This window comes from Parabacteroides bouchesdurhonensis (assembly GCF_900186615.1).
GTDB lineage: Bacteria > Bacteroidota > Bacteroidia > Bacteroidales > Tannerellaceae > Parabacteroides > Parabacteroides bouchesdurhonensis.
Genome location: NZ_LT896588.1, coordinates 92,349 through 112,605 on the forward strand (window position 1 = coordinate 92,349; position 20,257 = coordinate 112,605).

21 protein-coding genes are annotated in these 20,257 nt (G+C 40.5%); 14 read left to right on the forward strand and 7 right to left on the reverse strand.

The window, feature by feature from the left end:
* Positions 1–21 precede the first annotated feature (21 nt).
* From mce to C1721_RS00430, 5 genes are all read left to right on the forward strand, one after another.
* Positions 22–432: a methylmalonyl-CoA epimerase gene (gene mce / locus C1721_RS00410; RefSeq protein ID WP_102406124.1), complete on the forward strand. Its 411-nt coding sequence runs from the start codon at positions 22–24 to the stop codon at positions 430–432.
* A 99-nt stretch (positions 433–531) separates the two neighbouring features.
* The gene (locus C1721_RS00415; protein WP_102406125.1) at positions 532–2,085 is read left to right on the forward strand and encodes an acyl-CoA carboxylase subunit beta; all 1,554 of its coding nucleotides are present in this window, start codon (positions 532–534) and stop codon (positions 2,083–2,085) included.
* A gap of 21 nt (positions 2,086–2,106) precedes the next feature.
* Positions 2,107–2,997, forward strand: a complete 891-nt coding sequence (locus C1721_RS00420; RefSeq protein ID WP_102409167.1) for an OadG family transporter subunit — start codon at positions 2,107–2,109, stop codon at positions 2,995–2,997.
* 22 nt (positions 2,998–3,019) lie between these two features.
* Complete coding sequence (locus tag C1721_RS00425; RefSeq protein WP_102406126.1) at positions 3,020–3,451, forward strand: acetyl-CoA carboxylase biotin carboxyl carrier protein; 432 nt, start codon at positions 3,020–3,022, stop codon at positions 3,449–3,451.
* Between the two features lie 4 nt (positions 3,452–3,455).
* Positions 3,456–4,652 (forward strand): sodium ion-translocating decarboxylase subunit beta, encoded by a 1,197-nt coding sequence (locus tag C1721_RS00430; protein WP_102406127.1) that lies wholly within the window; start codon positions 3,456–3,458, stop codon positions 4,650–4,652.
* A gap of 69 nt (positions 4,653–4,721) precedes the next feature.
* Here C1721_RS00430 and C1721_RS16145 read toward each other — a convergent pair whose 3' ends face one another.
* Both C1721_RS16145 and tsaB read right to left on the reverse strand, forming a co-directional pair.
* Entirely contained in the window at positions 4,722–4,868 is a 147-nt protein-coding gene (locus C1721_RS16145) for a hypothetical protein (RefSeq protein WP_199830387.1), read from the reverse strand.
* 62 nt (positions 4,869–4,930) lie between these two features.
* Positions 4,931–5,635, reverse strand: a complete 705-nt coding sequence (tsaB, locus tag C1721_RS00435) for a tRNA (adenosine(37)-N6)-threonylcarbamoyltransferase complex dimerization subunit type 1 TsaB (RefSeq protein ID WP_102406129.1) — start codon at positions 5,633–5,635, stop codon at positions 4,931–4,933.
* 166 nt (positions 5,636–5,801) lie between these two features.
* Here tsaB and C1721_RS00440 point away from each other — a divergent pair, with 166 nt between their 5' ends.
* From C1721_RS00440 to C1721_RS00465, 7 genes are all read left to right on the forward strand, one after another.
* The gene (locus C1721_RS00440; protein ID WP_102406131.1) at positions 5,802–6,674 is read left to right on the forward strand and encodes a YicC/YloC family endoribonuclease; all 873 of its coding nucleotides are present in this window, start codon (positions 5,802–5,804) and stop codon (positions 6,672–6,674) included.
* Between the two features lie 12 nt (positions 6,675–6,686).
* Positions 6,687–7,256 carry a guanylate kinase gene (gene gmk, locus C1721_RS00445; protein WP_102406133.1) on the forward strand — a complete coding sequence of 190 codons (570 nt, stop codon included), beginning with the start codon at positions 6,687–6,689 and terminating at the stop codon, positions 7,254–7,256.
* Positions 7,253–7,423 (forward strand): hypothetical protein, encoded by a 171-nt coding sequence (locus C1721_RS16150; protein WP_199830388.1) that lies wholly within the window; start codon positions 7,253–7,255, stop codon positions 7,421–7,423. Before gmk ends, C1721_RS16150 begins: the two co-directional genes overlap by 4 nt.
* A complete protein-coding gene (gene nadD / locus C1721_RS00450) occupies positions 7,411–8,022 on the forward strand; it encodes a nicotinate (nicotinamide) nucleotide adenylyltransferase (RefSeq protein ID WP_234347223.1) in 612 nt (203 codons plus the stop codon). Before C1721_RS16150 ends, nadD begins: the two co-directional genes overlap by 13 nt.
* A gap of 141 nt (positions 8,023–8,163) precedes the next feature.
* Entirely contained in the window at positions 8,164–9,894 is a 1,731-nt protein-coding gene (gene lysS / locus C1721_RS00455; protein WP_102406137.1) for a lysine--tRNA ligase, read from the forward strand.
* A gap of 10 nt (positions 9,895–9,904) precedes the next feature.
* On the forward strand, positions 9,905–10,900 hold the full coding sequence (locus C1721_RS00460; RefSeq protein ID WP_102409168.1) for an NAD(P)H-dependent glycerol-3-phosphate dehydrogenase: 996 nt from the start codon (positions 9,905–9,907) through the stop codon (positions 10,898–10,900).
* Between the two features lie 50 nt (positions 10,901–10,950).
* Positions 10,951–12,294 carry a glucose-6-phosphate isomerase gene (locus C1721_RS00465; RefSeq protein ID WP_102406139.1) on the forward strand — a complete coding sequence of 448 codons (1,344 nt, stop codon included), beginning with the start codon at positions 10,951–10,953 and terminating at the stop codon, positions 12,292–12,294.
* Between the two features lie 98 nt (positions 12,295–12,392).
* Here C1721_RS00465 and C1721_RS00470 read toward each other — a convergent pair whose 3' ends face one another.
* Positions 12,393–13,001, reverse strand: coding sequence for a hypothetical protein (locus C1721_RS00470; protein ID WP_102406141.1), 609 nt, complete (start codon positions 12,999–13,001; stop codon positions 12,393–12,395).
* A gap of 169 nt (positions 13,002–13,170) precedes the next feature.
* Here C1721_RS00470 and C1721_RS00475 point away from each other — a divergent pair, with 169 nt between their 5' ends.
* Both C1721_RS00475 and C1721_RS00480 read left to right on the forward strand, forming a co-directional pair.
* Positions 13,171–13,917: an inorganic diphosphatase gene (locus C1721_RS00475; RefSeq protein WP_102406143.1), complete on the forward strand. Its 747-nt coding sequence runs from the start codon at positions 13,171–13,173 to the stop codon at positions 13,915–13,917.
* Positions 13,918–13,943: 26 nt separating this feature from the next.
* On the forward strand, positions 13,944–15,335 hold the full coding sequence (locus tag C1721_RS00480; protein ID WP_102406145.1) for a DUF1080 domain-containing protein: 1,392 nt from the start codon (positions 13,944–13,946) through the stop codon (positions 15,333–15,335).
* Between the two features lie 6 nt (positions 15,336–15,341).
* Here the strand turns inward: C1721_RS00480 and C1721_RS00485 are convergent, their stop codons facing one another.
* The 4 genes from C1721_RS00485 to C1721_RS00500 are packed head-to-tail and all read right to left on the reverse strand — an operon-like array spanning position 15,342 to position 20,181.
* Entirely contained in the window at positions 15,342–16,565 is a 1,224-nt protein-coding gene (locus C1721_RS00485; protein WP_102406147.1) for an ABC transporter permease, read from the reverse strand.
* A 12-nt stretch (positions 16,566–16,577) separates the two neighbouring features.
* A complete protein-coding gene (locus tag C1721_RS00490) occupies positions 16,578–17,756 on the reverse strand; it encodes an ABC transporter permease (RefSeq protein WP_102406149.1) in 1,179 nt (392 codons plus the stop codon).
* Positions 17,757–17,762: 6 nt separating this feature from the next.
* Positions 17,763–18,767, reverse strand: coding sequence for an HlyD family secretion protein (locus C1721_RS00495; RefSeq protein ID WP_102406151.1), 1,005 nt, complete (start codon positions 18,765–18,767; stop codon positions 17,763–17,765).
* A 13-nt stretch (positions 18,768–18,780) separates the two neighbouring features.
* Positions 18,781–20,181, reverse strand: a complete 1,401-nt coding sequence (locus C1721_RS00500) for a TolC family protein (RefSeq protein WP_102406153.1) — start codon at positions 20,179–20,181, stop codon at positions 18,781–18,783.
* Positions 20,182–20,257 lie beyond the last annotated feature (76 nt).

Consider the following 20,257-nt stretch of genomic DNA (forward strand, 5'->3'; position numbering starts at 1 on the left):
AATCTTTAATTTATTATTCACATGGAACTTACACATATTGAACATTTGGGTATTGCAGTTAAGAGTATCGAGGCATGCTTACCTTATTATGAACAGGTACTAGGCTTAAAATGCTATAACATCGAAGAAGTTGCCGATCAAAAAGTAAAAACTGCATTCTTCAAAGTAGGCCAAACTAAAATCGAACTACTAGAACCGACTAGTGAAGATAGCACAATCGCTAAATTCATCGAAAAGAAAGGTGAAGGTATTCATCATATCGCATTTGCCGTTCCCGATGTACAGGCTGCATTAAACGAAGCTAAAGAAAAAGGTGTCAGATTGATTGACGAAGCTCCTCGCGGTGGTGCTGAAGGCCTAAATATTGCATTCCTTCATCCAAAATCAACCTGCAGCGTACTAACTGAACTTTGTATGCCGGGAAACAAATAATACCATTGACAGTTGAGAGCTAACAGATATAAACTGAAAGAGTTATCAACTGCCATTTTCAACTAAAATAGTTCATTTCTAACAACAAATCAAAATACAATGAGTAACCAGCTTGAAAAAGTAAAAGAGCTTATTGCCCTTCGCGAGACAGCTCGTCTGGGTGGTGGAGAAAAAAGAATTGAATCACAGCACAAAAAAGGTAAGTACACAGCTCGTGAACGTATCGCCATGTTGCTTGATGAAGGTAGTTTTGAAGAATTCGACATGTTTGTACAACATCGTTGTACAAACTTCGGCATTGAAAAAACCAAATATCTGGGCGATGGTATCGTAACAGGTTATGGTACAATCGACGGACGTCTGGTATATATTTATGCACAAGACTTTACTGTTTTTGGAGGAGCATTGTCCGAATCTTTGGCAATGAAGATCTGCAAAGTAATGGATCAAGCCATGAAGATGGGAGCACCGGTTATCGGTTTGAATGACTCAGGTGGCGCACGTATTCAAGAAGGAGTAAATGCTTTAGCCGGCTATGCAGAGATATTCCAGCGTAATATCCTCGCATCAGGCGTTGTTCCTCAGATTTCCGGTATTTTCGGTCCTTGTGCAGGTGGTGCCGTATACTCTCCTGCTCTGACAGACTTTAACATCATGACTCGCGGAACAAGCTATATGTTCCTTACAGGTCCTAAAGTTGTAAAAACAGTAACCGGTGAAGATGTAACGCAAGAACAATTGGGTGGCGCAAGTGTACACACAACAAAATCAGGCGTAGCTCACTTCGCTGTAGACACAGAAGAAGAAGGTTTGCAACTAATCCGTAAACTGATTAGTTTCCTTCCTCAAAACAATTTAGAAGAAACTCCATTAATTGAATGTAAAGATCCGATCGATCGTTTGGATGATAACCTGAACGACATTATTCCAGATAATCCTAATCAGGCTTATGATATGTATGAAGTAATCGGTACAATCATTGATAATGGAGAATTTTTGGAAGTACATGCAGACTATGCCAAGAACATCATTGTAGGTTTCGCACGTTTCAATGGCCAGACTGTTGGTATCGTTGCTAATCAGCCAAAAGTAATGGCAGGTTGCCTGGACAGTAACGCTTCCCGCAAAGCCGGCCGTTTTGTTCGCTTCTGTGACGCGTTCAACATTCCTTTAGTAACGTTGGTAGACGTTCCGGGATTCTTACCAGGCACAGGCCAGGAATACAATGGCGTAATCCTGCATGGTGCAAAATTACTTTATGCATATGGAGAAGCAACAGTGCCAAAAGTTACGGTTACATTGCGTAAATCATACGGTGGTGCTTATTGTGTGATGAGTTCTAAACACTTGCGTGGTGATATGAACTATGCTTGGCCGACAGCTGAAATAGCCGTTATGGGCCCAAGCGGTGCAGTAGAAGTTATCTTTGCAAAAGAAGTAGCTGCGGCAGAAGATCCGAAAGCTTGCGCTGCTGAAAAAGAAGCAGAATACAAGAAAGCTTTTGCGAATCCTTATAATGCTGCTCAATACGGTTATATCGACGACGTTATCGAACCGCGTAATACCCGTTTCCGTATTATCCGTGCTTTGCAGCAGCTGCAGACTAAGAAATTAAGCAATCCTGCTAAGAAACATGACAATCTGCCTCTATAATTCTTAAAACAGGAAATGAATATGATCAATAAGAAAATAGGGGTACTGCTACTGTTCGCTTTGCTGGTTTCATTCGGAGCAAAAGCGCAACGTGCAACCTCCATGAGAATAAATGAAGTACTGGTCATCAACGAGGATAACTACGTTGATGATTACGGCAAACGTCATGCTTGGATTGAATTATTCAACTCTTCTGCAGGAACGGTTAACATTCAGGGATGTTTTTTGACTAACGACAAAAATAATCCAAAGAAATATCCGATTCCAAAGGGTGACGTACTGACACTCATCCCTCCACACCAGCATACTTTATTCTGGGCGGACGGAGAACCTAATCGTGGCACATTCCATGTTAATTTCACTCTTGATCCGTCAACAGAAAATTACATTGCACTATATGATGCCGATGGTAAAACACTAATTGACGAAGTAGTTATTCCGGCTCTACAAAAAGCGGATGTCAGTTATGGTAGAACAATAGACGGACACGGTGAATGGGCAACCCTTCAAAAAGTAACTCCCAGCACTAACAACGTAACACTGGACTCAAATGAGAAAATCGACAATTTTAAGGCAAATGACTCCTTAGGTATCGGTATGACTTTGACAGCTATGGCTGTTGTGTTCACCGGATTATTCCTGTTGTTCATTATCTTTAAACAAATCGGAAAGTTCTCTATCGCCGCCAGCAAACGTAATGCGCAGAAAGCTTCAGGCTCTACTTCTGCTGTTGCAGCGAATATTGGCCAGGAATCAGGAGAAATATTCGCAGCTATCGGAGCCGCTCTATATGAAATGAGCGACGATAACCACGATATAGAACATACAGTTCTTACGATCCGCAAGGTTCAAAGAGCTTATTCTCCGTGGAGCTCTAAGATTTACGGTCTGCGTGAAGTACCCAAAAAGTAATTATCTCTAAAAACAAACAAGAATGAAAAGTTTTAAATATACTATTAACGGTAACGTATATAAAGTACATATCAACTCCGTAGTAGACGATATTGCCGAAGTGGAAGTAAACGGTACTCCCTATCAGGTAAAAATGGAAAAACCGGCAAAAAAACAAATGGTCACTTTAAAACGTCCGGCTCAAGCGCCAACGACAGCAAGTGGCGAACCTGTAGTTTCCCGCCCGGCAGCTTCTACCACCAAAGGCGCGGTTAAGTCTCCGCTACCTGGTGTAATCTTGCAGGTCAACTGTAAAGTAGGTGATGCTGTTAAGAGAGGTCAGAATTTACTTATCCTCGAAGCGATGAAGATGGAAAACAATATTAACGCTGACCGCGACGGTAAGATCATTGAAATAAAAGTAAACAAAGGGGATTCCGTACTGGAAGGTGCTGACCTCGTCGTAATAGGATAATAGTATGTTAGGATCAATATTATTACAGGCAGCAGGTGTAGCTCATGAAAGTTTTCTCCAGTTCCTTGGAAAAAACCTAGAGTTATTCCTTACTTACACAGGAGTTTACAACGCTACACCAGGTCATCTTGTGATGATCCTTGTAGGTTTGGCGTTTATTTTCCTGGCTATTAGATATGAATTTGAGCCTATGCTTCTTATCCCTATCGGATTTGGTATACTGATCGGTAACATTCCTTTCAAAGATGCCGGATTGCAGATAGGTATTTACGAACAAGGTTCTGTACTTAATATCCTCTATCAGGGTGTAACTTCCGGATGGTATCCGCCGTTAATATTCCTCGGTATCGGGGCCATGACCGACTTCTCCGCTTTGATTTCCAATCCAAAGCTGATGTTGATTGGCGCCGCTGCTCAATTTGGTATCTTCGGAGCTTACATTATTGCTCTTCAGATGGGATTTGAGCCTAACCAGGCTGGTGCTATCGGTATCATCGGTGGTGCAGATGGTCCTACGGCCATCTTCCTTTCATCCAAACTAGCTCCAAACCTGATGGGTGCTATTGCGGTATCTGCATATTCATATATGGCATTGGTACCTATTATCCAGCCCCCATTCATGCGTTTACTGACAACTCAAAAAGAACGTCTGATCCGTATGAAACCGCCAAGAGCCGTTTCTTCTACAGAAAAGATTGTTTTCCCGATCGTAGGTTTGTTGCTGACTTGCTTCCTGGTTCCTTCCGGCCTGCCTTTGTTAGGTATGCTGTTCTTCGGAAACCTGTTGAAAGAAAGTGGTGTGACACGCCGTTTGGCTGAAACAGCCCGCGGTCCGCTGATCGATACGATCACAATCCTGTTAGGTGTAACAGTTGGAGCTTCTACTCAGGCAACTCAATTCCTGACATGGAATTCTATCAAGATATTCGGTTTGGGTGCTTTGTCGTTTGTGATTGCAACTTGTGCAGGTATCCTGTTTGTTAAGTTCTTCAATCTGTTCTTAAAAGAAGGCAACAAGATCAATCCGCTTATCGGTAACTCCGGCGTATCTGCCGTACCGGATTCAGCTCGTATCTCTCAGAACGTTGGTTTGGAATACGATCCTACCAACTATCTGTTAATGCACGCTATGGGCCCGAATGTAGCTGGTGTAATCGGTTCAGCCGTAGCAGCAGGTATTTTATTAGGATTCTTAGGATAATTAACCTATACATATAAAAAGCCTCCGCATCATCTGTTGCGGAGGCTTTTTTATATAATTACATTTCATTTAATCCATCTGATCAATTGTAATCGGATTTATAACCGGTTCGGTATCTTCTTCCAAAGTAGTCCCTAAGAATAACCAAACCATCAAAAGAACAATAGCAATTACCACTCCAAAGATCAACAGCATGTTTGCATTTTTTCGTCTCATGTTATTTCATATTGATTTATGAATACAAACAAGAAAATTGACCATTTAGTTTTAATAAGTTATTAAACGTTACTTCCCAATACTTTATTCTTCGCTATTGTTGCCTGAAATTCTTTAAGATAGAATGGTTCGAAATACGCTACATCTTCAAATGCCCCTGCAATAAATGCTCGTTCAGAAAGGGGAATCATATTAACCGCCAACGGGTAAATATTATCCATAAATAGTGCATTAGGAGAAGTAATAATCGATTTACATTTTTCTGCGCCATTACCAAAGAAACAAACTTTATCTTTTTCTAAATAGGACATATAAGTATCAGCATTAACTATATCTGCAGAGATTCCACGAATAACTTCTAAACCTGAATTATAAATAGCAGCATAAACTTCCATCCGTCGAGCATCCAACATGGCACAATACAAACGATCATTCGCCTCCTTCTGCAGTTTTAGTGCAGCTATTGTCAGAATATCAAGCGTATGGATACTTATCAATGGAATATCATAACCAAAACAAAGTCCTTTAGCAACCGATACACCTATACGTAATCCCGTATATGACCCCGGACCACTACTTACCGCAACAGCACTCAGTTTTACACCTTTCTTTTTCGCCACAGCGATTGCTTCCTCCACATACACTCCCAACAAAACGGCATGAGACGGACCTTCATAAGAAGTTTTTTCAAAAAGTACTTGCCCATCCATTGATAAAGCAACGGAACATACGGAAGTAGATGTTTCTATATTTAATATGCAAGACATAACAGTTGACAATTAACAGTATTATATTAGCGAGACAAATGTACAAATTACTCCGCGATAAGAACTTTAATAAAATAACTTTTTCTAGCTCAAAACTAATAATTGTCAATCATCTGCCATCAACTGTCAACTGAAACAGCTATCTTTGCACAAACTTTTGAGAAAAATGATACAATCAATGACTGGATTCGGCAAGGTTACAGCCGAACTCCCTTCTAAAAAAGTAACCGTTGAAATAAAGGCTCTTAATAGTAAACAATTGGATTTGTCTACCCGTATTCCATCCATTTACAAAGAAAACGAAATGGAAATACGTAGCTTATTATTACAAACTCTGGAACGCGGCAAGGTTGAATTCAACATATTTATAGAATATATAGGTAAAGATACTCCTACTCAAATCAATTTGGTTGCTGTAGAGAATTACTACAATCAAATTAAAGAAATTGCCAACAAACTGAATATACCTGTTCCATCCGACTGGTTTCAAACCTTATTACGCATGCCGGATACTATAAAATCGGAAACGGTTGAACCGGACGAGACAGAATGGGAAACAGTTCTAAAAGCCATTAATGATGCAATCAAACAGTTATGCGATTTCCGTATACAGGAAGGAGCTATGTTGCAAAAATTATTCGAACAGAAAATCAGTAATATCGCACATTTGCTTTCAGACGTAGAAGTATACGAAAAAGAGCGTGTAGAAAAAATCAAGACACGCATCATGGACAACCTTGAAAAAGTAGCGAATCAGGATTACGACAAGAATCGTTTCGAACAAGAAATGATCTATTATATTGAAAAACTGGATATAAACGAAGAAAAGAACCGCTTGGATAATCACCTGAAATATTTCTTAAGCACAATGGAATCCGGACACGGACAGGGAAAGAAATTAGGATTCATCGCCCAGGAAATGGGACGAGAAATTAACACGTTAGGTTCTAAAAGCAACCATGCAGAAATGCAGAAAATCGTTGTTCAGATGAAAGACGAACTCGAACAGATCAAGGAACAAGTATTAAACGTATTATAAAAGAGTTTTGATATGGCTGGTAAACTTATCATATTTTCCGCCCCTTCGGGCTCAGGTAAATCAACCATCATCAATTACCTGTTAAAACAAGATTTACATTTGCACTTTTCCATCTCTGCCACCAGTCGTGCGCCGCGTGGAACAGAAAAAAACGGTGTAGAATATTATTTCCTTTCTCCCGACGAATTCCGTACCCGTATCGCTGCGAATGAATTTCTTGAATATGAGGAAGTTTATACCGACAAATACTACGGAACGCTGAAAAGTGAAGTTGAACGAATTCTAAATGAGGGCAATAATGTAATATTCGATGTTGATGTGGTAGGCGGTTGCAATATTAAAAAGTTTTATGGCGACCGTGCACTTTCCGTTTTCATCCAGCCTCCCAGCATTACCCATCTGCGTGAACGTCTTGAGAAACGAGGCACAGATGCTCCTGATGTGATCGATAGTCGTATTGCAAAAGCAGAATATGAACTGAGTTTTGCTAATAAGTTTGACGTTATCATAGTGAACGATAATTTAGAAAAAGCACAACAAGAAGCACTAAAAACAATCAAGGAATTTCTAAATATACCATGAATAATAGAAAACTGTCCGTCAAATGGCTGTACACTTTTATTGCTATAGCTATTATTGCTCTGGGTACCGGCATTGCCAGCCTCTATTATAAAGAATATCTGATTGCCGGATGTATGGGATTGGTGTTTATAGCACAAGTCATAAACATTATAAAGTGGAAAAAGTAACTGCTAATAACTCTGTCAACAGATTGAAAACCGGTATTTATTCAGGCTCTTTCAACCCGGTTCACATCGGTCATTTGGCCCTTGCCAACTGGTTGTGTGAATATACAGAACTGGATGAGTTATGGTTTCTGATCACTCCCCACAATCCGCAAAAAGACAAGGAAGACCTGATGAATGATCAGCTCCGCTATAAACTGGTAAAGAAATCTATTGCCGGCTATCCCAAATTCCAAGCCAGCGACTTCGAATTCTCACTTCCTCAGCCAACCTATACGATCAACACGCTTCGTGCGTTGGAGAAAGCTTATCCCGACCGGAAATTCTATTTTATCATGGGGGCAGACAATTGGAACAATATCAGTAAATGGAAAGATTATCTGCTAATACTGGAACAATATCCTATATTCATTTATCCTCGTATCGGATTTGATATACATATTCCCGATTGTTATCCCAATATCCACGCGGTAGATGCTCCTATTTTGGAAATATCATCTACTTTCATCCGGGAATCTTATCAGCAGGGAAAAGATGTTCGCTTCTTTTTACCGGAGAATATACGTCATTATTTCAAACTACCCGATATAAATATAAAATAAGTTCCTCTCGAAAGGAATTTGAATTTCTCTCGAAAGAAAATTTATTTCCTTCCGAATGGGATATGAAAAGGAGCAACAACACCAGCGGTTTTTAGGAAAAGTTTTGTACTTTTGCGCTGTATTATACAAAATAATAGCGTAATGAATCTATTAGAACTGAGTGAACAGGAAATATTTAGACGTAACAGCATGGAGCAGTTACGCCAGATGGGAATAGAACCTTATCCCGCTGCAGAGTATGTAACAAACGCTTTCTCAAAAGAAATAAAAGATTCTTTCAAAGATGACGCAGAACCTCGCTCTGTAAGCATTGCCGGTCGTATTATGAGCCGCCGTATCATGGGAAAGGCATCTTTTATGGAGCTACAGGATTCAGAAGGCAGAATACAAGTATATATTTCCCGTGATGATATTTGTCCGGGTGAAGATAAAGAACTATACAATACCGTATTTAAAAAATTATTGGACATCGGTGATTTTGTCGGAATCAAAGGTTTTGTATTCCGTACACAGATGGGTGAAATTTCTGTTCATGCACAGGAACTGACAGTGTTATCCAAATCACTCAAACCGCTGCCGATCGTTAAGTACAAAGACGGCGTAGCTTACGACGGATTCAATGATGCAGAAATGCGTTACCGCCAGCGTTATGTTGACCTGGTAGTAAACGATGGCGTAAAAGATATTTTCTTGAAACGCGCAGCAGTCATCAAAACCATGCGCGCCGCATTGGACGAAGCCGGATATACGGAAGTAGAAACTCCTATTTTGCAATCTATACCCGGAGGAGCAAGTGCGCGTCCATTCATCACACATCATAACTCTCTGGATATCGGCCTCTATCTGCGTATTGCAACTGAGCTTTATTTGAAAAGATTGATCGTTGGAGGATTTGAAGGAGTTTACGAAATTGGTAAGAACTTCCGTAATGAAGGTATGGACCGGACACACAATCCGGAATTTACTTGTATGGAGCTTTATGTCCAATATAAGGATTATAACTGGATGATGAGCTTCACCGAACAATTGTTGGAACGAATCTGCATTGCTGTTAACGGTACAAGTGAAAGCACAGTGGACGGTAAAACCATCAGCTTTAAAGCCCCATACCGCCGCTTGCCAATACTGGATGCCATCAAAGAAAAAACCGGTTATGACCTGAACGGTAAAAGCGAAGAAGAAATCCGCTCAATCTGCAAGGAATTAAAACTGGAAATAGACGATACGATGGGCAAAGGTAAATTGATCGATGAAATATTCGGTGAATTTTGTGAAGGCACATTCATCCAGCCGACCTTTATCATAGACTATCCTGTTGAAATGAGTCCGCTTACCAAGATACACCGAAGCAAACCGGGACTGACCGAACGATTCGAGTTAATGGTAAACGGCAAAGAATTGGCCAACGCTTATAGCGAGCTAAATGATCCGATTGATCAGGAAGAACGTTTCAAAGAACAGTTGCGTTTGAGCGAAAAAGGAGATGATGAAGCAATGTTCATTGATCAGGATTTCTTACGTGCCCTGCAATTCGGTATGCCGCCTACATCCGGCATAGGAATCGGCATTGACCGTTTAGTGATGCTGATGACAGGTCAGACCACCATTCAGGAAGTACTGCTTTTCCCGCAGATGCGTCCGGAAAAAACAGTAAAGAAAGATACTGCCGACAAATATGCAGCATTAGGGATTGACGAAGCTTGGGTTCCTGCATTACAAAAAGCAGGTTATGTAACAATAGATACTTTGAAAGAAGTAAATCCGAATAAGCTAAGACAAGAACTCTGTGAAATGAATAAAAAATATAAACTGGAATTGCAGAATCCGTCGGCGGAACAGGTAGAAGCATGGATCTCCAATGCAGCCAAATAAAAGTGGTACTATGAAATTGCCCGGAAAAATTGCAATAATGGGAGGTGGTAGCTGGGCTACCGCCTTAGCCAAAATTGTACTTTCTACACAAGACAGTATTAATTGGTATATGCGCAGGCCGGACCAGATAGAAGAGTTCATGGAACTTGGGCATAATCCGAGCTATCTTACCGCTATAAAGTTTGATATTGAAAAAATTAAATTTTATACAGATATAAATGAAGTTATCGAAGAATCAGACACACTGATATTCGCTACGCCGTCTCCCTTCCTGAAGCAACACTTAATGAAAGTCACCACTTCAATGGCTGATAAATTCATTATTTCCGCGATTAAAGGCATTGTACCTGATGAAAACATGCTGGTCGCCGATTATTTCGCAGAATACTATAATGTTCCTATCGAGAATATTGCGGTTATTGGCGGTCCGTGTCATGCTGAAGAAATAGCTCTCGAAAGATTATCATACATTACGCTTGCCTGTCCAAACATCGAATACGCCCAGGCTTTTGCTTCTGTATTTAAGAATCAATATCTGAGCAACTCATGTTGCAAAGATGTCACAGGAATTGAATATGCTTCCGTTTTAAAGAATGTATATGCTATTGTTGCCGGTATTTGTCACGGAATGAAATACGGAGATAATTTCCTTGCCGTATTCATTTGCAATGCCATTGAAGAAATGCGTAATTTTCTCAATGCAGTGCATGGCTTGGAGCGCGATATTACCGATTCCGTTTACCTCGGAGATTTATTAGTTACCGCTTACTCCCGTTTCAGCCGAAACAGGACATTTGGTACAATGATAGGAAAAGGCTATTCCGTAAAAATAGCCCAATTGGAAATGGAAATGATTGCAGAAGGTTACTATGGGACCAAGTGTATCCACGAAATCAATGAGAAATACAAGGTAAATATGCCTATTCTGGACGCCTTATATGATATTCTATACGAACGAAAATCACCGACAACCATTATCAGGCAATTAACCGAAACATTCAAATAATATAAATATAAAGGTAGGTGTAAACCTGCCTTTTAATACCGATATAGATTATGAAGAACATCAGTCTAAACATTGACAAAGCACTGGGCTTTATTACTAAAGAACAAGTATACGCTCAAGCTGCAAAGGCAAACGAATGCAATACCACTTTACAAAATGGCAATGGAGCCGGCAACGACTTTTTAGGGTGGCTGCATCTCCCCTCTTCTATTACAGATGCTGAGTTAACAGACATCGAAAATACGGCAAACGTACTTCGTTCCAAATGTGAAGTTGTTGTAGCCATTGGTATCGGTGGTAGTTATCTGGGTACAAAAGCAGTTGTAGAAGCACTGAACAACAGCTTCGACTGGTTACATTCAGACCGAAAAAATCCGGTTCTGGTTTACGCCGGCCACAATATTGGAGAAGACTATTTATATGAGCTTTGTGAAATATTAAAAGGGAAACAATTCGGTCTTATCAACATCTCCAAATCAGGAACAACAACCGAACCTGCTTTAGCATTCCGCATGTTGAAAAAACAACTGGAAGATGCTGTTGGTAAAGAAGAGGCCAAACATCGTATCGTAGCAATTACCGATGCTAAAAAAGGAGCTTTACGGACACTTGCCGATCAGGAAGGTTACAAAACATTTATAATTCCGGACAATGTAGGAGGCCGTTTCTCTGTACTTACTCCGGTAGGTTTGCTGCCTATCGCTGTGGCTGGCATCAGTATCCGCGACCTGGTTGCAGGAGCCGTTTCAATGGAAAAGGCAACTGATGTAAAAGTTCCTTTTGCCGAAAATCTGGCAGAAATTTACGCTGCAACACGTAACGAATTATATAAGAGCGGTAAGAAGATTGAAATTTTAGCAAACTTCCACCCGAAACTTCATTACATTGCTGAATGGTGGAAACAATTATACGGCGAAAGTGAAGGTAAAGATGGCAAGGGTATATTCCCGGCTTCCGTAGACTTGACTACAGACTTGCACTCTATGGGACAATGGATACAAGATGGCGAACGTATCATCTTTGAAACGGTTATTTCCGTTGAAGAACCAAGTCATAAAGTGGTTGTTCCTACCGACGAAGCCAATCTGGACGGTTTGAACTTCCTTGCAGGAAAACGAGTTGACGAAGTGAATAAGATGGCAGAACTGGGAACTCAGCTAGCTCACGTAGACGGTGGCGTTCCCAACATAAAGATTACAATGCCGGAAGTAAATCCTTATTATATCGGACAGTTGTTTTACTTCTTCGAAAGAGCGTGTGGTATCAGTGGTTATATGCTGGATGTTAATCCGTTTAACCAACCGGGAGTTGAAGCATACAAGAAAAATATGTTTGCTTTGTTGAATAAACCGGGATACGAAAAGGAAAGCGAAGCCATTAAAGCAAAACTTTAAGAACTCAGTTCAAATAGTTACAACTATAAAATAAGAAAAGGAGTAAATTTATCGTTTACTCCTTTTCTTATTTAGACAATGAAGTTATCAGCCTTATATCACATCCTATATCGTAATCCTGCCATTGCTACTCCCATATGGCCAATACCAACTTCTACAAAACCGGCAAACTGACGCCCAAGTTCTATACCTATCGGCGAAACTTGATACATAAAGAATGGTGTTACTTTTGTCTTTTCTTCTGTCTGATGTTCCGTTTCATTAAAGAAAGAGGCTTTGGATGTGGCAATCGTTACTCCTAAATTCACTCTCGAGTATAACGTTATAAAATCGTAGTTATACCAATTGTATTTAAATGACGGTGCAATAGTATGAAAAGAATTGTTGAAATCTCCCACAGGCAGTAAATTATTCAATATACGTTTATCACTATTATTATATGAATAAACAAGCCCTATACCCCAATTCTCATCCGGAAAAAACAGATAACTAATATTAAATGAACCAAACTTCCCTTTATCATCATAGAAGTCAACCGAACCTTCTACAGGATTAAAATGATTCTCATAGTAATCCAACATATCAAACACTGGAAAACCACCATAACTAAACGAAACCTCATGCTGCAAATCCGTCCAATCTTCTGCCTGTACTTCATAAATGGCAAAAGAGAACAATATAGCTAAAAACAATACTATTTTTTTCATACCTTTTATTTTTAGAGGTTAAACTGTTATTTGTCAATCCACACCCTTCGGATTATATCTATCAAAGGTAAGAGTTTCTACATAATTGCCAACAGTTATTAAATAATATTTCTGTACCAAAACGCTCTAAATGTTGTACTTTTGTAATCACTTTAAGGTAATATTCAAAATGATTCAAGAAGCTATTACGCGTTACTTAAGAAAAAACAAGCAAGTAACCCTCTCTCCTAAGGCTGTTCTTTTTGACATGGACGGTGTATTATACGATTCCATGCGTTTCCATGCAAGAGCTTGGAAAGAAGTTGCCGATAAACATCACTTACAATCCGTTCTTCAGGACTTCTATCTGTTTGAAGGACGTACCGGTGAAAGTACAATCAACGAATTGTACCAACGAACTTTCCATCGTGATGCCACTCCTGAGGAAAAACAAAACATCTATAAAGAGAAGTCCACTCTGTTCAGCCAATACAATGATGGAGAACCCATGTCTGGCGCTATCGACGTGTTAAAACAGGCCAAAGCCTCCGGATTACAAACTTTAGTTGTTACCGGCTCAGGACAACACAGCCTGATCAATAAACTGGAGCATACATATCCCGGATATTTCACGCGGGAAAAGATGATCACTGCTTTCGATGTAAAGTATGGCAAACCTCATCCCGAACCTTACCTAATGGGACTACAAAAAGCCGGTGTGAAAGTCAATGAAGCTTTTGTTATTGAGAATGCTCCCATGGGAATACAGGCAGGCGTTGCAGCAGGAATCTTTACAATAGCAGTAAACACCGGACCACTTAACAACCAGGTATTACTAGATGCCGGCGCCAACTTGCTCTATCCGAGTATGACAGCCTTGGCAGAAGATTGGAAAAATATAATGGAAGCGATAAATATTTCACTATCTTTGAAGTAGATAAATGAACTTAATTACATAAGACCATGAATAGATTATCAATTCTTGCAACAGGCCTCATTTTATTTTTGACCACATCATGCAACCGATCAGACAGCGGGATGTTATTTGACGGAAAAGACAGTAGCAAATGGAATACCTCCGAAGGAGTTTCCATAAAAGACAATTCTCTCACATTCACCGGACAAGGAGCAAAAGCCATTCTAAAAGATGGTAAGTACAAAGACTTTGAGCTGACGATGGAAGTAAAAACCAGTCCGGGAGCAAAAGGCGACGTCTGGTTTCATACCGACAATGCGCTCGACAAAGGATACTGTATCGCAATCAATAACGACCGGAATGATCCTGTCTGGTGGAAAATGACCGGCAGCCTCGAATCTGTGCGTAATTTAACTAAAAGTTTCGTAAAAGAAAACGAATGGTTCAAAATGCGAATCGCAGTAGAAGGTAAAGCTATTACGGTAGACATCAACGGAGAACCGGTAGTTGAATATATAGAACCCACAGCCCCCTATCGTATCGCTCCAAACACAAAAGCTTTGTTATCGGAAGGAACATTTGCCATTGTCAATAATTCAGGAAAAGAGATACAATGCCGTAACATCACTGTCAACGTGCTTGATACCAAAACACTGGATACAACAACCCAGCAGGTAAATGCAGTAGACGAGCAAAAAGATGAAATCATCCGACTACATCAGGAAGATTTTCCAGTATTGGATTATCACGTTCACCTCAAAGGTGGCCTAACCAAAGAAGGAGCAGCACGTCAATCACGCCATGTAGGCATCAACTATGCCATCGCACCTAACTGTGGTATTGGCTTCCCTATCACAAATGACGATGAGATAATGGCCTATCTGGACAGCATGCGCACACAGCCTTTCATACTTGCCATGCAAGCGGAAGGACGCGAATGGGTGACAACTTTCTCCCCCGAAAAACGTAGTGAATTTGATTACGTATTTACCGATGCTTTGACCTTTACCGACGACGAGGGACATCGTACCCGTCTTTGGATACCGGAAGAGACGTGGATCGGGAAAGATCAACAGAAATATATGGATATGATAGTTGACCGTATCTGCATGGTATTAAAAGAACCGATGGACATCTATGTCAATCCATGCTTCCTGCCTGCTCCAATGGATCAGAAATATGATGAGTTCTGGACAGAAGCCCGTATGAACAAATTTATCACAGCGTTGAAAGAGAGTGGAAAAGCATTAGAGATCAATGCCCGTTACGAAATTCCCAACAAAGCAATCATCCAGAAAGCGAAAGCAGCCGGTATCAAATTCACATTTGGTACAAACAATGTCGTTCCGGAAGTAAGCCTATTGGAATATTGTATCCGGATGAAGAAAGAATGCGGGATCACGGCAAACGACATGTATAAGCCTAAGATCAAAATCTGATTATTACTATTGGTCACTTTTGGCTTGATCCAGAAGTGACCTCCGAAGTATTTGAAACCGGTAAATAACGCAAGCCAAAACAAAATAGACGCCTGCCTGTATCCACAAAATATGGTATTCGTGAGCTACCTCGTTTAAAGTTGCACCGCAAGTATTGATACGGATGAATCCTTGTATTCCAGGAGTAGAGGGGAAAAAGTACCCTACTGCTTTCCAAAACGGCGGTATAGCCTCCTTAGGCCAGGAGACGCCCGAAATAAACAAGAGAATAACCGAGGTAAAGACAAATACCATCATCGGAGATTCTCTCGATGTCATAAAACCAGACAATGTCATAGAAAAGAAAATACAGGCAAACAGATACGGTAACAAAAACAGCAGGATGGTCCATCCTTCACCGACCTGCGGCAAACCAAACAATTTAGGAACCACAAGCAGCACCCAAATACAGACCACAACATAGAGCAATATATAGGTAAGCGATTTACCCAATACAATACGCAACGTTCCATTAAAATGACGACAAACAGGTACCAAGCTATGAAAACGGTTCTTTTCACGAGCTGTCCCCCCCAGCATACCAATACCCAATATCAAAGTTTGTTGAATAACCAGTATCAGAATAGCAGGTACCAAAAAACTGGCAAAGCCATTTTGTGTATTATACAAGGCCACGGATTCATACGGTATGGGATTCACCGTAATCTCTTGCATCTTTTCAGTAGAAACAGGATTGTTATGAGCCCTCAGTTCCGCACCTAATTCCAGCGAAACCTCCGTTGCAGCCAATAAAAAAGCTTTATAGAAAAGCAGACTGCTCATATCACAATATAGCACAACTTCTGTCTGATTACCTTTATGTATTTCCTTACTAAAATCGGAAGGGAAATAAAGAATTCCGTATGCTTCTTTTTCATCAAGCATCTTTTCTGCAGCTTTCATATCGGAACAGACTTTCACCACCTGAACATCGGATGTAGCATTAACACGGCGTACAAACTCGCGGCTCAGATAAGAATCAGATTGATCAACCACAACCATCTTCGCCTCATGCACGACCTCATTGTTATAAATAAATGAATATAATAACGGATAAATAAAAGGCACAAGAAAGAAAAAAATCATCACACCGGAATCCTTGAATACATTCTTCAACTCATCCTTCCAGACATAAAACATATCCAGAATACCTTCCTTGATAATATATCGCAAACGATGCTCCTTTTTCATCACCTTTTTCTTTTAAGGAATATATTTAAAATATAATAGAGCGTTTTTCAAGTTCTTCCCAATAAGGAAAGGAAGAATAAGAAAACCTGCCAACCAAAAATACTGGTCAATAGTATAATACAAAGCACGGCCATTTAAGGCCTGGTCTACATATATAAGAAAATAATGACGCAAGGGAAACAGATTGCTCAAAGCCTGTAATGTCGGGTCCATTCCCAACACAGGAAAAGAAAAACCTACAATAGAAAAAGCGATCATGCCGAATAAACTGGCAAAACTCAGTCCCAAACGTAGCGTAGGCAGTATACCTATCATAAACACACCCATCGCCTGGGATGCCAGGACCAAAAGAAAAACGGCCACAAGCATCGGCATCCAACCACAATGCAAAGGAAAAGCATTGAAACCATATAAAGCGGCTATACAAAGAAATGCAACCATCGTAAAAATAAGTGTATGAGGTAATAATTTACCTAATAGGCTTATTGTTAATGAGCCGTTTCCCATCTCCAACCAGTTACGTGAAGTAGCATGCTTTATTTCCATTCCAATACTGAACACTGTTACGAGAAATATCATTAGTTGCAACACACCCGGCAGCAATGTATTATTCAAGTAAACAGAATAATTGAGCCATGGATTTCCTATAGGATGAGTATCTATTACGATAGGTTGCAGTTGCCCCATAATCTGTGCGTCGGTATATCCTTTAGCTTGTCCGGTCTGCAAACCAACAGATGCACCTGCCAATACAGACATCGTTTTCATATCCCTAAACAACAATGAGGCGGCAATCAGGTAAGTACCATTGGTATAAAACGATAATGTAGGTTGTTTACCTGTAGTAGCCTTTACCGAGAAATTTTCGGGAATGTAAAAAATACCATAAACACGTCCTTTTTGCATCTCCTGACGAGCCTCAGAAAACGATTGAGTCCGCACAATCACTTTTGTTTGCTCGAAAGCATCCAACTGGCGAATCAGATTACGTGATGTCGCCGAGCCATCCATATCCACTACAGCAACAGGCATATCTGTAGGCAGCCCGTCTTTCATCAAAGATAAAAAGAAGATAATACAAAGCACAGGTGCCACCAGCATGCAAAAGATGTAAATAGGCCTTTCTACCAGACGGTGTATCTCCCGCCGAGCGATATTACAGATACTATGTAAACTTTGTTGTAATGTCATAAACTGTTACTTTGCTTTACGCTTCAGAATAACAGACATACCTGGACGAAGATCGGCCACTGCCTGTGCAGGACGAGCCCGCACTTCAAAGGTTTTAAAATCATACTGTCCGTTAGTTTTCGTAGCCTTCCATGCCGCATACGAACCCATATCCTTCATGTAATAGACTTTTAGAGTAACCAGTTGATTATCAAAAGCCGGAATAAATGCTTCCAATTCGGAACCTATTTTAATATCTTTCAGCAGATCCTCACGAATACTGAAAGTTACCCACATATCATTCAGGTCTGTAATATTCATAATAGGAGCTCCTGTTCCAACTAACTCGCCAACTTCAGGAAAACGTTCAGAAACTTCACCGTCTATCGGAGAAATCAGTGCAGATTCATTCAGATAAGATTCCACCTCTGCTACGGCTCCGCCAGCCTGTTGCACCAAAGCAGCAGCAGCAGCTTTATCTTCTCTGCGAGCCCCTTCTTTAGCCATTTCATATTGGGAACGAGCCGCTTTTTCAGTAGCAATCATAGCGTTATAATTAGCTTCCACTTCATCACGTTTCTGAGCAGACATAACCCCTTTCTCATACAGGTTCTGAATACGATCATATGACTTTTTGGCAATATCCAAACCCGCCTTAGCCTTCTGCCACATTTCATAAGCACCGGTTATCTCCTGGCTACGTGCTCCATGCTGGGCTTTTGCACTCTGGGCTTCGGCAGCCAGGCGCACAGCTTCTGCCTGTTGCAACTTAGCTTCGACCTCAGGAGTATGGAGGAAAACAAGCGTATCTCCGGCTTTAACCCGATCTCCTTCACCAAAACGGTAAGCATCAATACGTCCGGGCACTTTACCGGAAATACGAACCTGCGTAGCTTCCGCCTGTCCCATTATAATATCATCCGGAGGAGTAAGCAGGAAGAACCCGGCCAATGCTACTAATCCTACCACCACCAGCATTGTAATAAATGCCAGCATCATGTTACTGATCGAAAACTTCTTATTCTCGTTCATCGTCTATATCGTTTTATTTGTTATTACTTGATTGATCGGCAGAAAGTTTTCCCAATGCTTTATTGAGATAAACTTGTGTCAACTTAACTTCGATTTGTGCATCTATCAACTGAGAACGGGCAGATACCCAAGCTGTTTGCGCTTCCATCAAATTAAGTGCAGGGATAACTCCTTCTTCAAATCCATAGTTGGCATGACGGAGATTCTCTTCCGCCTTTTCCATATTACGCGAAGTAGCAATGAGTTTTTTACCGGCCTCATTTACCTTATAAACGGACTGATTAACCTGCAACTCCACCTTTTCACGTGCATCTTCCAATTCCAATGACTTTATGTGAGTTTCTGCACGGGCAGAATTACGTTTATAAGTTCCTTCCCACCATCCGGTAAGTGGAACTTTTACCATTACCCCAACATTAAACATACCAGAGAACTCATTCTTAAAACCATTGTGTAAATTAGGATTGGTGACAAAATAATTAGCAGAAAGTGCCACGTTTGGTAACATTTCAGATAATACAATACGTTCTTTCTTTTGATAAATCTTCCTGGCCAAATCTAATCCTTTCAATTCATTACGGTTCAAGAAAGCTTCATTCACATCAGCCGTTACATCCGGCACTGTGACAGGAAAGTCTTCAATTTTTTCATCCGCCAGATTCATAGGATTTTCCAATGGCAAACCGCATATCTGAGCAAGCAACATGCGAGAAAGAGCCAATCCGTTTTCCACTTTTGTTTGTGCCATTTCCGCCTCGTTCAACTTTACTTTTACAGAAAGACCGTCGGCTTCAGTTGCTATACCTTCAGCTATCATAGCAGTTACATCACTATCCATCTTACGAAGCAATTGCACATAAGCATCCGCCAGTTTTTTCTTATTTACCAAAGAAATAACCTGCCAGTAAGTCTCATCTGTCTTATAAATAATATCTTGCAGTTGGAGGTCATTCATAGAGAGAGCCAGTTCTTTGGCATATTGGGTAATCTGATTATACGAGATAATCTTCCCCCCCATAAAAACAGGTTGCACCAAAGAAACACTTCCCACCCATACATTTTGAATGTCGAGATGCTGAAGGTTATCCACACTTCCTACTACTTTATCCACAATAGGCAATTGGGCAAGTTCTCCTAATGACGAACCTAAAGCAGAGCGCAGAGATCCCATATCCAACAAATTCAAGTCTTTTTGGTTCCACATATAAGCTCCCATAGCAGAAAGTTGCGGAAAATATTTTGTAAAAGCAGCTTTCTGTTCATTATCAGCCATCTTCATCTTCTCGCCTGAAATACGCAATTCTTTATTATTCTGAATAGCCAGGTTACGGCATTCTTCCAACGTCAGTATACGTTGTGAATTTACATGGCCTGCCATTAGCAGCAATGCCAATAAAACAATGATTCGTTTCATTTTCTCTCCGTTTTCATTCGTATATACCCCTTGAAGGCAAATGTATGAATATCCGGCACAAAAATATAGGTTTGAA

Bases quoted from the DNA above. Each gene is read 5' to 3' on its own strand.
- mce (WP_102406124.1), top strand. From the start codon at position 22: ATGGAACTTACACATATTGAACATTTGGGTATTGCAGTTAAGAGTATC.
- C1721_RS00415 (WP_102406125.1), top strand. From the start codon at position 532: ATGAGTAACCAGCTTGAAAAAGTAAAAGAGCTTATTGCCCTTCGCGAG.
- C1721_RS00420 (WP_102409167.1), top strand. From the start codon at position 2,107: ATGATCAATAAGAAAATAGGGGTACTGCTACTGTTCGCTTTGCTGGTT.
- C1721_RS00425 (WP_102406126.1), top strand. From the start codon at position 3,020: ATGAAAAGTTTTAAATATACTATTAACGGTAACGTATATAAAGTACAT.
- C1721_RS00430 (WP_102406127.1), top strand. From the start codon at position 3,456: ATGTTAGGATCAATATTATTACAGGCAGCAGGTGTAGCTCATGAAAGT.
- C1721_RS16145 (WP_199830387.1), bottom strand. From the start codon at position 4,868: ATGAGACGAAAAAATGCAAACATGCTGTTGATCTTTGGAGTGGTAATT.
- tsaB (WP_102406129.1), bottom strand. From the start codon at position 5,635: ATGTCTTGCATATTAAATATAGAAACATCTACTTCCGTATGTTCCGTT.
- C1721_RS00440 (WP_102406131.1), top strand. From the start codon at position 5,802: ATGATACAATCAATGACTGGATTCGGCAAGGTTACAGCCGAACTCCCT.
- gmk (WP_102406133.1), top strand. From the start codon at position 6,687: ATGGCTGGTAAACTTATCATATTTTCCGCCCCTTCGGGCTCAGGTAAA.
- C1721_RS16150 (WP_199830388.1), top strand. From the start codon at position 7,253: ATGAATAATAGAAAACTGTCCGTCAAATGGCTGTACACTTTTATTGCT.
- lysS (WP_102406137.1), top strand. From the start codon at position 8,164: ATGAATCTATTAGAACTGAGTGAACAGGAAATATTTAGACGTAACAGC.
- C1721_RS00460 (WP_102409168.1), top strand. From the start codon at position 9,905: ATGAAATTGCCCGGAAAAATTGCAATAATGGGAGGTGGTAGCTGGGCT.
- C1721_RS00465 (WP_102406139.1), top strand. From the start codon at position 10,951: ATGAAGAACATCAGTCTAAACATTGACAAAGCACTGGGCTTTATTACT.
- C1721_RS00470 (WP_102406141.1), bottom strand. From the start codon at position 13,001: ATGAAAAAAATAGTATTGTTTTTAGCTATATTGTTCTCTTTTGCCATT.
- C1721_RS00475 (WP_102406143.1), top strand. From the start codon at position 13,171: ATGATTCAAGAAGCTATTACGCGTTACTTAAGAAAAAACAAGCAAGTA.
- C1721_RS00480 (WP_102406145.1), top strand. From the start codon at position 13,944: ATGAATAGATTATCAATTCTTGCAACAGGCCTCATTTTATTTTTGACC.
- C1721_RS00485 (WP_102406147.1), bottom strand. From the start codon at position 16,565: ATGAAAAAGGAGCATCGTTTGCGATATATTATCAAGGAAGGTATTCTG.
- C1721_RS00490 (WP_102406149.1), bottom strand. From the start codon at position 17,756: ATGACATTACAACAAAGTTTACATAGTATCTGTAATATCGCTCGGCGG.
- C1721_RS00495 (WP_102406151.1), bottom strand. From the start codon at position 18,767: ATGAACGAGAATAAGAAGTTTTCGATCAGTAACATGATGCTGGCATTT.
- C1721_RS00500 (WP_102406153.1), bottom strand. From the start codon at position 20,181: ATGAAACGAATCATTGTTTTATTGGCATTGCTGCTAATGGCAGGCCAT.